14 protein-coding genes are annotated in these 15,815 nt (G+C 57.0%); 9 read left to right on the top strand and 5 right to left on the bottom strand.

From position 1 onward, the window contains the following. Positions 1–176 precede the first annotated feature (176 nt). Complete coding sequence (locus B2R17_RS01680) at positions 177–1,730, top strand: hypothetical protein (RefSeq protein WP_286762584.1); 1,554 nt, start codon at positions 177–179, stop codon at positions 1,728–1,730. Positions 1,731–1,880: 150 nt separating this feature from the next. Beyond that, positions 1,881–3,236 carry a PQQ-binding-like beta-propeller repeat protein gene (locus tag B2R17_RS01675; protein ID WP_286762579.1) on the top strand — a complete coding sequence of 452 codons (1,356 nt, stop codon included), beginning with the start codon at positions 1,881–1,883 and terminating at the stop codon, positions 3,234–3,236. Positions 3,237–3,330: 94 nt separating this feature from the next. Here the strand turns inward: B2R17_RS01675 and B2R17_RS01670 are convergent, their stop codons facing one another. Together B2R17_RS01670 and B2R17_RS01665 are read right to left on the bottom strand one after the other, a co-directional pair. Further along, positions 3,331–4,407: a hypothetical protein gene (locus B2R17_RS01670; RefSeq protein WP_286762578.1), complete on the bottom strand. Its 1,077-nt coding sequence runs from the start codon at positions 4,405–4,407 to the stop codon at positions 3,331–3,333. A gap of 264 nt (positions 4,408–4,671) precedes the next feature. Next, positions 4,672–5,151 carry a hypothetical protein gene (locus B2R17_RS01665; RefSeq protein ID WP_008659892.1) on the bottom strand — a complete coding sequence of 160 codons (480 nt, stop codon included), beginning with the start codon at positions 5,149–5,151 and terminating at the stop codon, positions 4,672–4,674. A gap of 219 nt (positions 5,152–5,370) precedes the next feature. Here B2R17_RS01665 and B2R17_RS01660 point away from each other — a divergent pair, with 219 nt between their 5' ends. The 7 genes from B2R17_RS01660 to B2R17_RS01630 all read left to right on the top strand — a co-directional run bounded on the left by B2R17_RS01660 (position 5,371) and on the right by B2R17_RS01630 (position 9,859). Continuing rightward, positions 5,371–5,952 carry a CBS domain-containing protein gene (locus B2R17_RS01660; protein ID WP_339889049.1) on the top strand — a complete coding sequence of 194 codons (582 nt, stop codon included), beginning with the start codon at positions 5,371–5,373 and terminating at the stop codon, positions 5,950–5,952. 321 nt (positions 5,953–6,273) lie between these two features. Then, entirely contained in the window at positions 6,274–7,278 is a 1,005-nt protein-coding gene (locus B2R17_RS01655; RefSeq protein WP_008659887.1) for a sugar phosphate isomerase/epimerase family protein, read from the top strand. Positions 7,279–7,283: 5 nt separating this feature from the next. After that, entirely contained in the window at positions 7,284–7,487 is a 204-nt protein-coding gene (gene thiS / locus B2R17_RS01650; RefSeq protein ID WP_008659886.1) for a sulfur carrier protein ThiS, read from the top strand. 196 nt (positions 7,488–7,683) lie between these two features. Then, on the top strand, positions 7,684–8,547 hold the full coding sequence (locus B2R17_RS01645; protein ID WP_037244193.1) for a thiazole synthase: 864 nt from the start codon (positions 7,684–7,686) through the stop codon (positions 8,545–8,547). Positions 8,548–8,549: 2 nt separating this feature from the next. Beyond that, positions 8,550–8,765, top strand: a complete 216-nt coding sequence (locus B2R17_RS01640) for a SlyX family protein (protein WP_008659883.1) — start codon at positions 8,550–8,552, stop codon at positions 8,763–8,765. Positions 8,766–8,906: 141 nt separating this feature from the next. Further along, on the top strand, positions 8,907–9,131 hold the full coding sequence (locus B2R17_RS01635) for a hypothetical protein (protein WP_286762577.1): 225 nt from the start codon (positions 8,907–8,909) through the stop codon (positions 9,129–9,131). A 131-nt stretch (positions 9,132–9,262) separates the two neighbouring features. After that, positions 9,263–9,859, top strand: a complete 597-nt coding sequence (locus B2R17_RS01630) for a cytochrome c oxidase subunit 3 (RefSeq protein ID WP_008659880.1) — start codon at positions 9,263–9,265, stop codon at positions 9,857–9,859. Positions 9,860–10,397: 538 nt separating this feature from the next. On the opposite strand, the gene B2R17_RS01625 is transcribed toward B2R17_RS01630, so the two are convergent. The 3 genes from B2R17_RS01625 to yajC form a co-directional block, all read right to left on the bottom strand. Beyond that, a complete protein-coding gene (locus B2R17_RS01625; RefSeq protein WP_286762576.1) occupies positions 10,398–11,882 on the bottom strand; it encodes a sulfatase in 1,485 nt (494 codons plus the stop codon). Between the two features lie 158 nt (positions 11,883–12,040). Next, entirely contained in the window at positions 12,041–15,337 is a 3,297-nt protein-coding gene (gene secD, locus B2R17_RS01620) for a protein translocase subunit SecD (RefSeq protein ID WP_286762575.1), read from the bottom strand. Positions 15,338–15,415: 78 nt separating this feature from the next. Next, the coding region (gene yajC, locus B2R17_RS01615; protein WP_286762574.1) for a preprotein translocase subunit YajC at positions 15,416–15,815 on the bottom strand (400 nt) is incomplete at its 5' end.

Below are 15,815 nucleotides of genomic sequence, written 5' to 3'. Positions count from 1 at the left end.
CCCCAAACTTCGTTTCGGGAGAGGTTCTCAAATGCTGAAACCCGCTAAAACGCGGCATCGATAAACTGCACGACCTCTTGAATGGGGCGGGGTGAGGAGAAGGTGCTAGACTTCCGCTGTGTGCGTTTTTCTTCTGCAGAAGTGTGGCTGTTTCCTTGAGTGATCCGACAAGTCGTGTGCCGTCGTCGCAGCGGGATTTTGCCGCGGATAGTGGTGCGCCGATCGCTTGGGGTGTTTTTGGGCGAGCGTTGAGTCAGCTCGGAGGTACTCGCTATAGGCTGCTGTTGTTTGGTGCCGCGTGTCAGTGCGCCACGATCGCGATCACGTGGCCGCTTTGGCAGGTCCGTCAGATGCCGCCGCATTTGCCGACATTTGATCTGCCGCAAATCTCGTTTGGTTGGATGTTGATCGCGTCGCTGGCTTGGGTTGCGGTGCGTCCTCGATCGGGGATGACGGTGCATTGGGGCGTGTTGATTGTCGCGGCGATCTTCGACCAATTCCGTTTGCAGCCTCAGTTCTTTTCGATCGCGTTGTTGATGACGGCCTGCATTTGGGATGCGGGTCACCGGATTGCTCGTTGGTCCTTGGTGTCGACGTGGGTATGGGCGGGAGTTCACAAGCTGTTGTCGCCGGACTGGTTCGGTTACGCGTCGCATTGGTTGGTTGAACGCAGCGGTTTGGACGCCGATGCGACCTACATGTCGTTTGCTTTGATCGTTGCGGTTGTTGAGCTCGCGGTCGGCGTGCTCGCGATTTTTCGACCTCGCTGGGCGGCTCCGGCATGCGCGGCCATGCATGTGGGAATCGCGTTGACGATTTCGCCACTGTTGGTGAATTGGAACGAGAGCGTGTTGCCGTGGAATTTTTCAGTGGCGGTGATCGGATCTTGGGTGCTGTTGACCACGAAGGATTGGTATCCGACCGAAGGTTGGGAGAAGCTGGTTTGTGCAGCCGGGTTGATCGCACCGGTTGGCTTTTATGGCGGCTTGTTGGACCATGGTTTCTCGGGCGTGCTTTATTCAGCTTCGATTCCGCAGGGGCTGATCACCACGAAGAGTGGCGCGTTGCCGATCGAGGGCTGGGGTGATCTGCATGTTCCTTTTCCGAAGGAGCGTCGAACAATCCGAATCTACTTTGAGCAGGTGGCTGAACCGGGCGACAAGTTGCACCTCGCGGATCCGCGGCCCTGGTTGAGCGATGCTTTTTACGTGTTGGACTCGCAGAACCGAGCGAAAGAGATCGACCGAGATGCGTTCTTTGCTGGTTTGCCGCCCGGAAGTTTTGAATTGCTGACGGTTGGCGAGTCAGGCGATGGGCAAGGAGGAATGCGAATTGAGGTCAGTGGTGTTGGGGTGGACAGTCGGCGGTCGCTGTTCGAATTGCGGAGGGCGGGGGTGCGGATGGTTCGTCGCGAAGAAGGGCAGCCTATTTTCGCGGTCGAGTTTACGCCGGAGAACTACGATCCCTCGCTGCTGGATCACGTCGCTCGGCTGCCGAACCTGATGCAGATTCAGCTCGCGGGGACGGATGTTCAAGACCGTGACTTATCGAAGTTGTCACACTTGCGATTGCTCACCGGCATTGGGCTGGATCGGACAGCGATCACCGACGAAGGGATCGCTCATCTGAAGGATTTGCCTTTTCTGCAGCAGATTGAATGCGAAGGAACCGAAGTCACCTCCAAAGCGATCGGCCGCGCAATCAAGGATCCTTACGACGCATTTGAGTGATCGTTGGCAGTTGTGGAGTCGGGCGGTGGGTTGCATTGCGTTTCTATTGCTGTGTCGGTGCTACAAAGCGTGACGGTTGGGAATCGGCCGGCGGACTGTGTTCCGGTTATGTTCGGGGGCAGATGATTTTGGTCCTCGGCGAGAATTGATATGTGCAAGGTGAATTGGTTGGGTGGCTCAGTTGCGTTTTTCACGTTGACGCTGGGGGTGATTGGTAGCGGCGTAGGCGAAGATTTCACACGATTTCGAGGTGCGGATGCGACGGGTGTTGCGGAGGATCATCCGGGGCTTCCAGCAACTTGGGACAAGGGAACAAATGTTGCTTGGGTGGCCGATGTTCCCGGGCAAGGGTGGGGCAGTCCGATCGTGGTTGGCGACCGGGTGTTTGTCTCGTCGGTCGTTGCTGACGAGGCCAATACGCCGCCGCAGGGAGGCTTGTATTTGGGTGAAGGGGTTCGCGATCCAGCGAAGGGCGTGCATCACTGGATGGTTTATTGCTTCGACTTGGACAGCGGCAAGGAGCTTTGGAAGCACGAGGCTCACACCGGCCGGCCAGTCGTTCCGCGACATCCCAAGAGTTCGTATGCCGCGGAGACTCCCGCGACGGATGGCGAGCATCTGTTTGTCTTGTTCGGCGACCTGGGGCTGTATTGCTACGGGCTGGATGGCGAGTTGCTTTGGTCGCGAATGATTGAGCCGAAGAAGACGAACATGGACTACGGTGCGGCGGCATCCCCGGTCGTTCATGGGGGCCAAGTGTTCGTCGTCTATGACAACAAGGAAGAGTCTTGGATCGCCTCGTTCGACACGCGGACGGGTGAGCAGCTTTGGCGGACGCCGCGAGGCGAGGTGATGTCTTGGGCGACTCCGTTTGTTTGGGAGAACAAGCTTCGCACCGAGATCGTCGTGCCCGGACAGCGAGTCAATCGGAGCTATTCGCTCGATGGAGAAGAGCTGTGGAGTTTCGATGGTGACATGTCCATCTTGGTCATTCCGTCTCCCTTTGCCGCTCACGGAATGTGCTATTTGTCGTCGGGCTACGTCGGCGACGCACACCGACCGACCTTTGCCATTCGCCCTGGTGCATCGGGAAGGATCGATACCGAGGACGGGTTCGTAAGCAGTGAGTTCATTGAGTGGTACCAACCGCGGGCGTCACCGTACAACACGACGCAAATCGTCTACGGAGACTATCTATACACGGTGTACGACCAGGGCTTCATGACTTGCCATAACGCGAAGACTGGCGAAGAGGTCTACGGTAAGAAGCGGTTTTCGCCCAAGGGATCGTTCACGTCTTCGCCTTGGGCCTATGGCGGCAAAGTGTTCTGCCTGAGCGAGCAGGGGCTGACCTATGTCGTTCAGGCTGGGCCCGAGTTTGAGGTCTTGCGCACCAATCCGCTGGATGAACTTTGCATCGCGACGCCGAGTGTCGTTGGAGACAAGCTGCTGATTCGAACGCTGACGAAGGTTTACTGCATCAGCGAATCGAGTGAGCAAGATTGAGCTTCGCCACAAGTGTTGATCACGCTCAACAGTTTTAGGCGAGCGTTGATGAGCTCATGTGTCGCGATCAAGAATCAGCGACAACTGCGGCCACTCAGCGAATCACTGATCCGCTTGGGTAGCCCGAGGCTGCTCCGGTGCTGCCGGGCATGTAGCCGGCGGGTTTGACCGAGCTGGAAGAGCCGGCACCGGTCGCAGTTTGGTAGCTGGGTGGTTCGGCCACGGTCGAAGCGGCTTTGGCGGCGGCATCGGCAGTTGCTTTGGTCGCTGTGCTTGCCGCGGAAGCGACTTTGTCGGTTGCGTCCGAGATCGTGTTGCTGAGGTCGTCAGGCAATCCGATGGCGGAAACGGCAGGCGACGTGCTGGCTTGGCTGGATGCACTTGGGCCGGCGGTCAGGTCGCTTGGGAGCGAGAACGCGGAGCCAGGTGTCGAGTTGCTGGAAGGTTGTTGGGCGACGATCGCGTCGAGGTCGGCTCCCGGCAAAGTGAAGCCGTTGCTCTTGCTGGCTGATGTGTTGGAGTTGGATGCGATCGCATCCGCACCCGCCGGTTTCGAAGTCGATGGCACCGTGATCGGAGGCATCGCGGTTGGGCGAGGTGTTGTGGTTTGCGCCGAGGCTTGGGCGGAAGCGGTTGGCGTGGACGCTGGTGGTTGAGTTCCCATCGCGTATCCGTTGGCAGATGCAGCGGCGTAGCTGGCTGGTTGCGACGGGGTTTGGCTGCCAGGCAAAGCGTAGGAAGCTGGTGGCAACGATCCACCTGATTGCGATGCGACTGAACCGTATGGGTTGCTGGCGGGCGATGCAGGTGTGCTTGGGACGCCCGGAGTGCTTTCGACGGTCGGCATGCCAGCAGTACTGGACGCGTACATGTTTGGCGATGTTCCGCCTGGCATTCCGCTCGGGGTTGTCGCGGGTGCGGTACCACCGGCGATCGATGCGATCGCGTTCGGGGTGGCTTTGGAGGACGGTGGTTGCGGGTAGGTTTGCGTTGGGCCCGTGCCAGCGAGTGTTTCGGCGGAGGGTTCGCCTCGCATGCTGAACAGGTTCAGGCTGGGGCGTCCGCTGCGGCAACCAGTGGAAACGATGCTCGCCGTCACGCAAAAACCGATGGCGGCGTGGGCGATTAGAGTTCGCGCGGCTTTTCGAGTTTGAGCTGATCGAGTTGTCATCGTCGCGTCCTTCCGTCGGAGGCGGAATGGTGTTGTCGAAATGGTTCCAGCTGTTGGATCGACTGATTCAATCGTCCAGTGAAGCCAAATCGGCAAATTCAATCCAATTGATACAGGCGGTCGAATGTCTGGTGACCGTCATACAGGCGGCCCTCGCGACGAACGCACAGGACGAACGCAAAGGGCGACTCGTTAACTAGGAACTCTGCCGGGGTGGTGTCAAGAGATCCGTGGAGTCGAAATGAGTTGGATCGAAAGCGGGGATCACAGATACATGGCCTGGAAGCCGTCGCCTTCTTCGATTTGTCGTTGGATTTTTTCCAAACGTTTCTCGGTCTGGGTCAGATCGCCGGCTTGGATGTAACGGTCGAACTCCACCGCGATGGAATGCTTGACCGATTCAGCCAAAAACTCGACGGCGGGTTCGTTGAGCCAATCGCAGGTTTCTTCGCCGAGGGTGACCGTCAGATCGACGGCCTTGGTTTTCAGATCTTTTTCGCCGGTCATCACGACGCCTTCGACATGAAACTCAACGCGTCCGCGATCCGGGTCGTTGGTCAGGTGAAAGGCACATCGGGCGCGGTGCAGGTAGTACGTGTTGTAGGTGCCGTGTTTGGCCAACGCCGCTTTGACTCGCAAGACAAATGCCTCGTAATTCGGCGAAGCATCGAGCGGAACATCCAACCGCGTGATGGTTCGAAGCGGCAAGCAATCAAATTCGAATTCGACCCAACGACCCAACATTCCACTCTCCTGGTGCACTGCGTGACAAGTTTCACAACCCCAACTTTTTGTTGTGCCGCTGGGGTTTGCTAAATGCCTTTGTGACGCATTTTGCCGTGTATTGCGACCCCAACGGAGTGCTTCTGGGGCAAGTGCGATCATCGAGAACGTTGGGAACGAGCGGCGGTTGCGATTTGCGCGATGGAATTTTCTTGACCGAGTCTTAACCGACGCCTCAAAGTGATCTCAGGTGGAGACCTTTTCGAACAACCTTGCCCCTTTTCAGATGAGGACCTCGTCATGACAAAAACAATTGGAACTGCCACGCTGCCGACGCCGAGCCCCGGAACCATGCCGCACGTCACGGCTCGAGAGATGATGGTTCGGAATCTCATCACGTTGTCGCCGAAGATGGACGCGTTGGAAGCGCTCGATGTGTTGCTGCGGCAACGTATCTCAGGTGCACCCGTGGTGGATGAAGATGGTCACTTTGCTGGTGTCTTTTCAGAGAAGTCGTGCATGAAATTCGTTGTCGGCATGGCTTACGAAAATTTGCCCAGCATTCCGGTGGGTGATTTGACGGACAAGAATCCACCAACGATCAGTGAAGAGACTGATTTGCTGACGATCGCGCAAACCTTTCTTGATGCGGCGTGTCGTCGATTGCCGGTGTTGGATAGCGACGGAAAATTGAGAGGACAAATTTCCAGACGAGACGTGATGCGTGCGGTTCGAAGCCACATGGAAACGCCGGTGAAGTCCCACACGCCAACCGGGTTGTATCTCAGTGCGATTTTCTCGTCCGATGACCGGCGTGTCTGACGCGGCCGATGACGTATCGCCGCAGTCACGCTTTGCCGCAGCCTGATCTGGCGTGGTGAGTGCCGCGATCGTGAGTGCCGCTGTGGTGCGAATGCTGAACGGCTGTGAGTGAGGCGGGCGTGTTTCGGACGGATGGGCCAGACGGATTTGTCTGTGAAAGAATGGATTGGGGAGTCGACTGGGAGTTGGATTCATTGGATGCAGGGGAATTGCCCGGCGAACAGTGTTCGGCGATAATGCCGCCGCGTCGCCCCGAGGGCGTCGATTCCTGTGTTGCGATCCGTTTGATGGATCCGATTCCCCATTTTCCTGGAGACCTCCATGCCACGTCCCGTTACGATTTTCACTGGTCAATGGGCGGATTTGCCGATCGAAGAGATGGCAGCCATGACCGCCGATTTCGGATACGATGGGATCGAATTGGCTTGTTGGGGCGATCACTTTGAAGTCGACAAAGCGCTCGCCGAGGATGATTACTGCGAAAAGAAGCACGCTCTCCTCGCAAAACACAACCTGCAGTGCCACGCCATCAGCGCTCACTTGGTCGGACAGGCCGTCCTGGACAACATCGATGAGCGTCACAAAGCAATCTTGCCCGACTACGTTTGGGGCGATGGCAAACCAGAAGGCGTCAACGATCGTGCGATCGAGGAACTGAAGAACACCGCTCGTGCCGCTCAGAAGTTCGGCGTCGATGTGGTCAACGGCTTCACCGGCAGCAGCATTTGGCACTTGTTGTATTCGTTCCCACCGGTTTCGCCTCAAATGATCGACGCGGGCTTCGATCTGTTGGCCGAACGCTTCAATCCAATTTTGGATGTGTTTGGCGAATGCGGCGTGCGTTTCGCGTTGGAAGTTCATCCAACGGAAATCGCGTTTGACATCTACACCGCTCAACGTGCTTTGGAAGCTTTGGACAATCGTCCTGAATTTGGTTTCAACTTTGACCCCAGTCACTTGATTTGGCAGGGCATCGATCCGGTACAGTTCATTCGCATGTTCCCTGATCGCATTTACCACGTGCACATCAAAGACGCGATTGTGACGTTGGACGGACGGTCGGGCATCAACGCCAGCCACTTGAACTTCGGCGATTCGCGACGTGGTTGGGATTTCCGCAGCCCCGGTCGTGGCGGCGTGAACTTCGAAGAGATCATCCGTGCACTGAACGAGATCGACTACCAAGGGCCTTTGTCGATCGAGTGGGAAGACAGCGGAATGGAACGCACCTTCGGTGCCCGCGAGGCTTGCGAGTTCACCAAGAAATTGGATTTCTCGCCTAGCAATCGTGCCTTCGACGCTGCCTTCGACGAAGAGAACGATTGAGTCGCATGATCGACATTACAGTCAACGGCCGTCCCACGCAGATCGATCGGCCGATGCCGATCGATGAATTGCTGGTGACGGTCGAGGTCCCGAAGAATTACTTGGCCGTTGAGGTCAATGAGGACGTCGTGCCGCGAGAGGACTACGGCGAGACAATCGTTGGCGAAGGTGACCGCGTCGAAGTGGTGACGTTGGTCGGTGGCGGGTGAATCCGTCCGCTCGCCGGTCGATGATCCATAGGCGATTGGCCCGTCAAAATTGTCTGGTGGATTCAGGGGCAGATGGATGATTGGGGATTGTTGTTGCGAGCGATCGGTTGTCTGATCAGGGCGGTTTCACCAGACCCGATGCACGTCAATTGATTCGCTGTCACGCTTCTTTGCCTTTTCGCACCATCTTTTTTCTATGACCACCGACGCTCTCTCCGATTCACCGCTGAAGATTGGATCGCACACGCTGACCAGCCGTTTGTTGGTCGGCACGGGGCGTTACGACACGATGGAGCAGATGCGTGATTCGTTGGACGCATCCGGCACCGAGTGTGTGACCGTCGCGGTTCGTCGCGAACGATTGTACGACCGGACGGGCCAGAACATTCTGGATTTCATTGATTCCGATCGCTACATCCTGCTGCCGAACACGGCGGGATGTTACACCGCTGCGGATGCGGTGCGTGCGGCAAAGCTGGGACGCGAGATTCTGCGGACGCTTGGCAATCCCGGGTCGGACTGGGTGAAGTTGGAAGTGCTCGGTGACAGCAAGACATTGTTGCCCGATCCGGTGGAAACGGTGGCCGCGTGCGAGCAGTTGGCGGCGGATGGTTTTTCGGTGCTGTGTTACACCAGCGATTGTCCGGTCACGGCCCAGCGACTGAAGAAAGTGGGTGCCGCGGCGGTCATGCCAGCGGGCAGTCCGATCGGAAGTGGGGCGGGGATTTTGAATCCCGCCAATCTGCAGATCATTTTGGAATACCTAAAAGAAGATGACGAAGACTATCCCGTCATCATCGATGCGGGAGTTGGAACGGCCAGCGACGTGTCAGTGGCAATGGAATTGGGAGCCGACGGCGTGTTGTTGAACACCGCGATCGCTCACGCTCGTGAACCCGTCCGGATGGCACATGCGATGCGGATGGCGGTGGATGCCGGGCGTCATGCCGCCTTGGCCGGACGCATCCCAAAACGTTTGTATGGAACCGCGAGTAGTCCGCAGGAAGGCGTGATCAGCACGCGACCGTACGGCTCGCAAGCCGATGAAATTGGATCTTGATCATGTCGATGGAAGATCGAATCACCGAACTCGAAATCGCACTCGTTCACACGCAGCGCGTTTGTGAGCAGCTCAATGAAATCGTGACCGAGTTGTCTCTGGAGGCTCAGCGCCGTGATCGCGAGATGAAGCGAATGGCGGATCAACTGAAAGAGCTGAAGGGCAAAGTCAGCGAGCGAGGTGGCGAATTGGAAGACGAAAAGCCGCCGCACTATTGAGTTCGCCGAAAGATGCGTTGAATCGTTGCTGAGAAGGTTTGTTCCGATTAGGCGGAGTTTTCGGTTCAGGAGGGCTGTTGTGATTGCCGATGGCAGAGATGACCGTGTCTCAATTCCTTCCATCGCTTTTGGCTGCCACCTATGTCATCCGATTCAAACAAGCGTCCGCCCGCCAACGAACTGACCGCCGAAGAATTGATTCTGCAGATGGAGGTCGAGGAGGTGCAGGAATTGTTGGGAGACATGGGGTTCGATCCACGACCTGAATTTGCTCGGGGGATTCAGCAATTGGTCGCTTCGCTGGGATCGCTCGACGCGGCGATCGTCGCACTGCAAGACGATTTGGTGCAGCGACGCGCCGCCTGAATCGAGCCATTTCAACACGCTCGTCCGATCACTGGGCGACTGTGGGAATTTGGCGGAGCGGTTAAACTTGGCAGTTCGCATCGGTTCATTGAACCGACGCTCTCGTTTTCGCCTGCCATTTGAAATCGCTCATGCCCGCCAGTGTTCTGCCAACCGACCGACGCTTTCGACAAGGTGGTTGGCTGTTTCTGGGAACGCTGTTGGTTTTCTTTCTCAGCAGTCTGCTGCTGTATGGCATCTATGCGAGCAGTCGACTCGGTGATGTTCAGTCATCCGTTCCGTTGCCGAACTCATTCCTGACCAGCACCGTGTTGTTGCTCGGGATCAGTGGTTTGGTTCATTGGTCGACGCGTTCGGTCCGGCGATCCAAGCGTGTTTTGACCGCATCGTTGCTCGCCTTCAGCGCCATCGCGGCGGTCGCCTTCATGGCGATTCAGTATGTCGCGATGCTGGGGTTGCTGGGTGGTCCTGCGATGCAAGGCGGAACCGGCAAGGGTGTTGCGGGCATGGTGGTTGTCCTGGCGTTTCTGCATGCCCTTCATGTGGCCGGCGGAGTGATCGCGTTGGGCATCGTGTCGGTGCGATCTATGCTCGGCAAGTACGACCATGAGCGGCATTGGCCCGTCGATTTCGCGGCCCAGTACTGGCATTTTTTGGACCTGGTTTGGCTGTGCATGCTGGCTACGTTCGTGGCCACCACCGGCGGTTTCTCAGGCATCACGCTGTAGGCCGCGTGCATAGATGGCAATGCTAGGAGGCGCTTTCCGCACCTCTGCTCATTCACTGTCGCGGCAAAGGTCAGTTTGGCGCTACTCCGCATCATGAGCAACCACGTAGCCGACAGAGGCTCTCTGTCGGCATCAACAGATCAGCCATGTGGCAGGCATCCGAAAGCTTGTGCCCGCTGGGGTGATCAATCGCTTGCAGCGATTGGTGCGCTCATGCCGACTGAGGGCCTCAGTCGGCTACAGGGGTGCTGGTCAGTGATTGCTGGGAGCTTGTTGATGGTTTCAGCAGGTTTGGCGGGCATCGCAAGGCGTCGACTTGATCGGCGACGATCCCGAACTGCCATTCGGAGTGGATTGTCGATTCAGGTGGGGCTCCGTACCATGAGAAACCACGTAGCCGACAGAGGCCCTCTGTCGGCATAAACAGATCTGCAATGCGACAGACATGCGTGAGGCAACGATCGATTCAACCCGAATTAGTAGGGGCGTATTCGGGAAATCGCTGATACGCGGTAACTGAGTTGGGTGGCTCGCCCAATCAGTCTTTTTCAGTCGGTGGGAACCGTTTGCGTTGATCGCTGGGGACTGGTTTTCCGCTTTTGAGGCTCCACCATTCGTGAGCACGCTCGGGATCGTAGCTCGGGTTCGGAATTGGTGTCCGAGCCAGCACGCTGCTTCTCCACTGAGTGAGTTTGCGTTTGAGGTCGCTCGCTCGGCCCTGCTTTTCGGACGCTAGGTTCTTCGTTTCGCCCAGGTCGTTTGCCAGGTTGTAAAGTTCGACGTCGCCGGTGCCGTCCAGGTACTCGATCAGCTTCCAATCTCGTTCGCGAATGGCACTGGCGGGACGATCGTGGTGATAGTGTGGGTAGTGCCAATGCAACGCGTCGCGGTCGAGCGTCTGCGTTGGTTCGTTCATCAGCGGCAGCAGACTGTGGCCGTCGATGGTTTGGTTGACCGGCAATTCGCCGCCCGCCATCTCAACGAACGTCGGGTAGAAGTCATGGCTGATGGTTGGCTCATCGCAGACCGTGGATGCTTTCGCGGCATTTGGATGGCGAATGATCAACGGAACGCGAATGCCGCCTTCGTGAAGCGAACCCTTTTCACCTTTCAGTGGTGCTTGGCTGCTGACCAAATCGTCGGCTGATTCGCGGTAGTCGTATCGTTTGTAGAGTCCGCCATTGTCGGATGTGAAAACGACCATCGTGTCGTCGGCGATATCGAGTTGTTCGAGTGAGTCAACCAATCGACCGACCATGTCGTCGCAGTGTTCGATCATGGCAGCGTAGACCGGATGCGGCAGTGTCTGTCCGGTTTGCTTTGCCTTGGCCTCGTATTTCCGAACCTTCTCGGACATTGCACCCAGCGGAATGTGAACCGCGAAAGGAGACAGCATCAAGAAGAACGGTTTGTCTTTGTTCTGACGCATGAAGTCGATGCACAGGTCGGCTTCGAAATCCGTCCGGTACTGGTTCGGTTTGGGCTTCAGGTCCGATCGACCTTGGACTCGATAGCGACCGGGAAGGTGTGGTCCGCCGATGACGGCGCTGAAGTCGTAGCCTTGCCGGTCAGGTTGGAATTCGGGGCCGTTGCCAAGGTGCCACTTGCCGACGTAGCCGGTGGTGTAACCGGACGCTTTCAATGACTCGGCAACGGTAACCGTGTCCAGAGGCAGCGCCATCGTGGTTTGAGGCGTGATGACTCTTTCAAACGGACGCCAGTGACCGGGGATGTGCGCGGTGATGTCGATCCGAGCTTGGTTCTGGCCCGATTGCAGAGCACATCGAGTGGGTGAGCACACGGCGCCGGAGGCGTAGAAGTTGGTGAACCGCATCCCTTCGGCGGCAAGTTGGTCGATGCGTGGCGTCTCGACGAATTCGTTGCCGTAGCAGCCGATGTCCTTCCAGCCTAAGTCGTCGATGAAGATCATCAGGATGTTGGGTTGATCGGATCGCGATTGAATCGGGAACCAGCAGGAGATCATCGCGATTGCGATCAGGAATGGACTCACTCGATTTAGCACTGCAATTTCCATGAGGTGGGGATGGAAGGTGGGGCATCGAATGATAGTCGATTGAGTTTGGCCGATTGTGATGCGGGCACGAAAAAACTCCCTTCCGATGAATCGAAAGGGAGTTCGTGTGGGCTAACTGATCGTCGCGGATGGTCCGCGGTGGTCGATTAGGCGTTGGCTGCTTTCTTCTCGGCTCGTTCGACCAACCACAAAAGCACGGGGCTGGCAACAAACACACTGCTGTAAGTACCGACGATAACGCCGATCACCAAAGCGAATGCAAAGGCGTGAATGCCTTCGCCGCCGAAGGCGTACAGCAGAACGACCACGATCAACGTCGTCAACGAAGTCAGCAACGTTCGGCTGAGCGTTTGGTTGATGCTGGTGTTGATCATCTCTCCGGTCAGACGTGGTGCTTTGCCCTTCGTCTCACGAATTCGATCGAAGACAACGATCGTGTCGTTGAGCGAGTAACCAATGATCGTCAGCAACGCGGCGACGACCGTCAGTGAGATCTTGAACGGGTCGATCAGCAAGAAGCCGAGAGCGTCAGCAACCCAGTAGCTGATCGCGATCGCACCGAGCGTGATCGCAACGTCGTGAAGCAGGGCGACAACAGCGGCGAAGCCGTAGATGACTCGCTGGAATCGGAACCAGATGTACCCGATGATGCACAGCAGCGATGCGAACAGGGCTCCGAATGCACGACTGATCATGTCGCCAGCGACACGAGCACCAACGGCACTGCTGCTGATCCAAACCGGATCGCTGTCGAGTTGCTTTTCCATTTCGGCCATGACCTTGATCGCGTTGTCACCGCCGAGAGGCAGTTGGACTCGCCATTGCGGGAATGCTAGCGTCGAACCGGGCGACCAGGCTTCGATGTCTTCACCGATAGGTTTGACAACGATGCCGTCCTTATTGATTGGTACGCCAGCGGATTCAGCGGCGTCCACGATCGAATCGATCAAGCCTTCTTCGTTTTTGACAGCGACTCCGTCGGCACCCTTGATGCCGAGTGAGATGTCCGAGGTGCTGAACGCAAGACCGGGAAATTCACGAGCTTCCATTTTGGGCCCGTCTGTTTCAGGTGCATCTGCTTCGGTTTCCGCAGCCTCATCGGCATTGGTTTCTTCAGCAGCTGCTTCCTCTTCGTCGTCTGCTTGAGCCACGACCAGCATCACACCGTTGTCGACCGATTGCCATTGGCTGGTCGAGGTTTCGGATGGTTGGGCAGGATCGGATGAGCTGGTTTCTTCTGCTTCAGGAGCGGCGTCTTCCGGCGTTGCACCTGGCAGATCTGCCGGGGTGATGTCGACGCTGTAGGTGACCAAGCCAACCGATTCCGAGGCGGCGAAGCCTTCCTGAATAACTCGTTTGAGGTCTTCGACTCGTTCAACCGAGGAATCGATTTTGAAGACGGTGCCTTCTTCGGTTCCTTCCATCGAAACGCCGTTGACCGTGAACTGAACCGAGCTGTTGTCGGAAGCGGCGACGGCTTTGTTCATGATCTCGCGAATTTCATCGGCCTTGGTGGGTTCGTCGACTCGGAACTGAACCGAGGAACCACCGGCGAAGTCGATGTCCAGGATGCTTTGTCCGCGAGCGAACAAGGCGGCGAGACCGCAGACGACCAAGATGGCCGAAAGGGTCAATGTCATCTTACCTTTGCTGATGAAGTTGAACTGGCCACCGCCGGCGAAAGCCGAGCGAATGCTGTTCACGCCATCGGACATTCCAAGCGACAGGAATCCGCGACGTTCGGCCAAGTCAAAGATCGTTCGCGAAACGTAAATCGCGGTGAACATCGAGTACAGGATGCCCAAGATCAACGTGACGGCGAAGCCGCGAATTTGGTCGGTACCGATCGCATAAAGAACGATGGCGGTGATCAACGTCGTGAGGTTGGCGTCGATAATCGTCGTGGTCGCTCGAGCGAAACCGTTTCGAATCGCCATGCGAGCTTTTGCGCCCTTGTTCAATTCTTCTCGGATGCGTTCGAAGATCAGAACGTTAGCGTCGACAGACATACCGACAGTCAAAACCAAGCCGGCCAAACCGGGCAAGGTCAATGGTTGGTTGATGAAGACCATCGTTGCCAAGATCATCGCCATGTTCATGACCAACGCGATGCAGGCAACGACGCCGGCGAAGCGGTAGTAAACCAAGATGAAGACGAGCACCAAGCCAAGCGAAATGGCGATCGAGTAGAGGCCCTTGGTCCGGGTGTCCGCACCTAGGGTCGCACCAACTTCGTTTTCCGCGATGGGTTGCTTGGTCACGGTGGCTGGCAACTGGCCGGCCTTCAGGATTTGAACGAGCGAGTCGACTTGATCGCGGGTGAAGTTACCCGTGATGCGACCGTTCTTGTTCATTGGTTCTTGAATCGAAGGAGCCGACAGCAGCTCATCATCCAGCACGATGCCCAATTGGCGGGTGCGTGAACCGTCGGGAGCGTTGTTGGTCGTCAGGGCTCGGAAGCGGCCTGAACCCATGTCGGTCAAAGTGAAGGCAACCGCGGGGGCACCTTTTTCATCGAAAGTGCTGGCGGCGTAAGCGAGGTCTTCACCGAGGATGTCCAGCTTGGGGTTGATGACCATTAGGACTTCGATGTTGTCGAAGTCTTGAGTTTGCAACCATCTTGCAACCGAAACGGTTTCGTCGCCCGCGCGGGCTTCGGGTGGAACGTTGAGGATCGCGCCGGTGCGTGGGTTGCGAGCCAAGGCACCGCTGATTGGAACGAGCATCGGGCGGATGCCATCGGTTTCTTTTTCTTCGAATCCGATGCGAGCCCAGATGCCGTAGAGCGAGTCTTCTGGTGAGCCGACCATATCTTTGGTCGCGACGCCGGGCTGAGTCGATTCGGCTTGTTCGATCGCTTCGTTGATCAGCGTTTGGTGGTCAAACTGGTTGGCCAAAATCGCGAAACGCAGCTGTCCGGCCTCTTCGATCAAACCCTTGATGCGATCGACCGCGTCAGGGTCTTTCTCGGGAATGATGATCTCAATTTGTTGTTCACCATAAGGGCGAATGACGATTTCTTGCGTGCCCGCGGGGTTGATTCGGCGGGTCAGCGGAGCCACGAGATCTTCACTGGTGATGCGTTGTCCACCAGCTTCGACGCCAGCCGCTTGCTTTTCCGGGTCCAGTTCGTAAACCAGAATCGTACCGCCCGACAGGTCGATACCGAGGCTGGGGAACTTGTTTGCGAGCGTCACGCCACTGGCGGTGATCGCAAGCAAGATGAAACCGAAGCGAGTGCCATAGGTTGGCATCTTCAAGGATTTCGCCAAGAAGTTGCCAGCAATGAACGGCAGAATCAGGACGGCTGCGGCGCTGAGCAGCGTCAAGAACTGTCCGGTGCTGATGCCCTTGGAGACTTCGTTGGCAACGGCAGCGTCGGTTTGAGCGAGCCACTGAGCCGAAATCGATTGGCAAAAATCGGGGAGAGTCGAAAGATCCATCGTGGTTTCTAAGTACGGGTGCGATGTGTCCGCTGCGACCAAAACCAGTCGCTGTGGGAAGGATGGTTTGGGAAGAGGTCAGTCCGACGAATCGTTGTCGGGTTTGTTTTTCGGTTCGCCGACGATTTTGACGATGGCTGACCGATTGACTTTGATGCGTGTCGAACCGTTTTCGTCGATCTTCAACGTCACCGTTTCACTGTCTGGTGCTGCTGAAACGATCGTTCCGTGGATACCACCGATTGTGACCACGCGATCGTTTTTGGCCATCGAAGACATCATCTTTGCTTCCTCGGCACGACGTCGTCGTTCCGGGCCGAAGTACGTGACGTAGAAGATCGCCACGACGCCGACAGGCAAAATCAGAGGGTTATCGAGAATTCGCTGTAGAATCGACGACTCTCCAGCGGGCGCTGCGTCCTGTGCCAGCAACTGAAAGGCGAGCAAGTTTGCCTGCCGCGGTAGATCGGTTAAGAAC

It is taken from the genome of Rhodopirellula sp. UBA1907, from assembly GCF_002337565.1.
In the GTDB taxonomy this organism is placed as follows: Bacteria; Planctomycetota; Planctomycetia; order Pirellulales; family Pirellulaceae; genus Rhodopirellula; species Rhodopirellula europaea.
The sequence above is the reverse complement of the archived record's forward strand: the minus strand, read 5'-3'. Positions and strand labels throughout refer to the sequence as shown.

What these genes read in the sequence shown, in the direction of transcription:
- B2R17_RS01675 (WP_286762579.1), top strand. Translation starts at nt 1,881, where the DNA reads ATGTGCAAGGTGAATTGGTTGGGTGGCTCAGTTGCGTTTTTCACGTTG.
- B2R17_RS01670 (WP_286762578.1), bottom strand. Translation starts at nt 4,407, where the DNA reads ATGACAACTCGATCAGCTCAAACTCGAAAAGCCGCGCGAACTCTAATC.
- B2R17_RS01665 (WP_008659892.1), bottom strand. Translation starts at nt 5,151, where the DNA reads ATGTTGGGTCGTTGGGTCGAATTCGAATTTGATTGCTTGCCGCTTCGA.
- B2R17_RS01655 (WP_008659887.1), top strand. Translation starts at nt 6,274, where the DNA reads ATGCCACGTCCCGTTACGATTTTCACTGGTCAATGGGCGGATTTGCCG.
- thiS (WP_008659886.1), top strand. Translation starts at nt 7,284, where the DNA reads ATGATCGACATTACAGTCAACGGCCGTCCCACGCAGATCGATCGGCCG.
- B2R17_RS01645 (WP_037244193.1), top strand. Translation starts at nt 7,684, where the DNA reads ATGACCACCGACGCTCTCTCCGATTCACCGCTGAAGATTGGATCGCAC.
- B2R17_RS01640 (WP_008659883.1), top strand. Translation starts at nt 8,550, where the DNA reads ATGTCGATGGAAGATCGAATCACCGAACTCGAAATCGCACTCGTTCAC.
- B2R17_RS01635 (WP_286762577.1), top strand. Translation starts at nt 8,907, where the DNA reads ATGTCATCCGATTCAAACAAGCGTCCGCCCGCCAACGAACTGACCGCC.
- B2R17_RS01630 (WP_008659880.1), top strand. Translation starts at nt 9,263, where the DNA reads ATGCCCGCCAGTGTTCTGCCAACCGACCGACGCTTTCGACAAGGTGGT.
- secD (WP_286762575.1), bottom strand. Translation starts at nt 15,337, where the DNA reads ATGGATCTTTCGACTCTCCCCGATTTTTGCCAATCGATTTCGGCTCAG.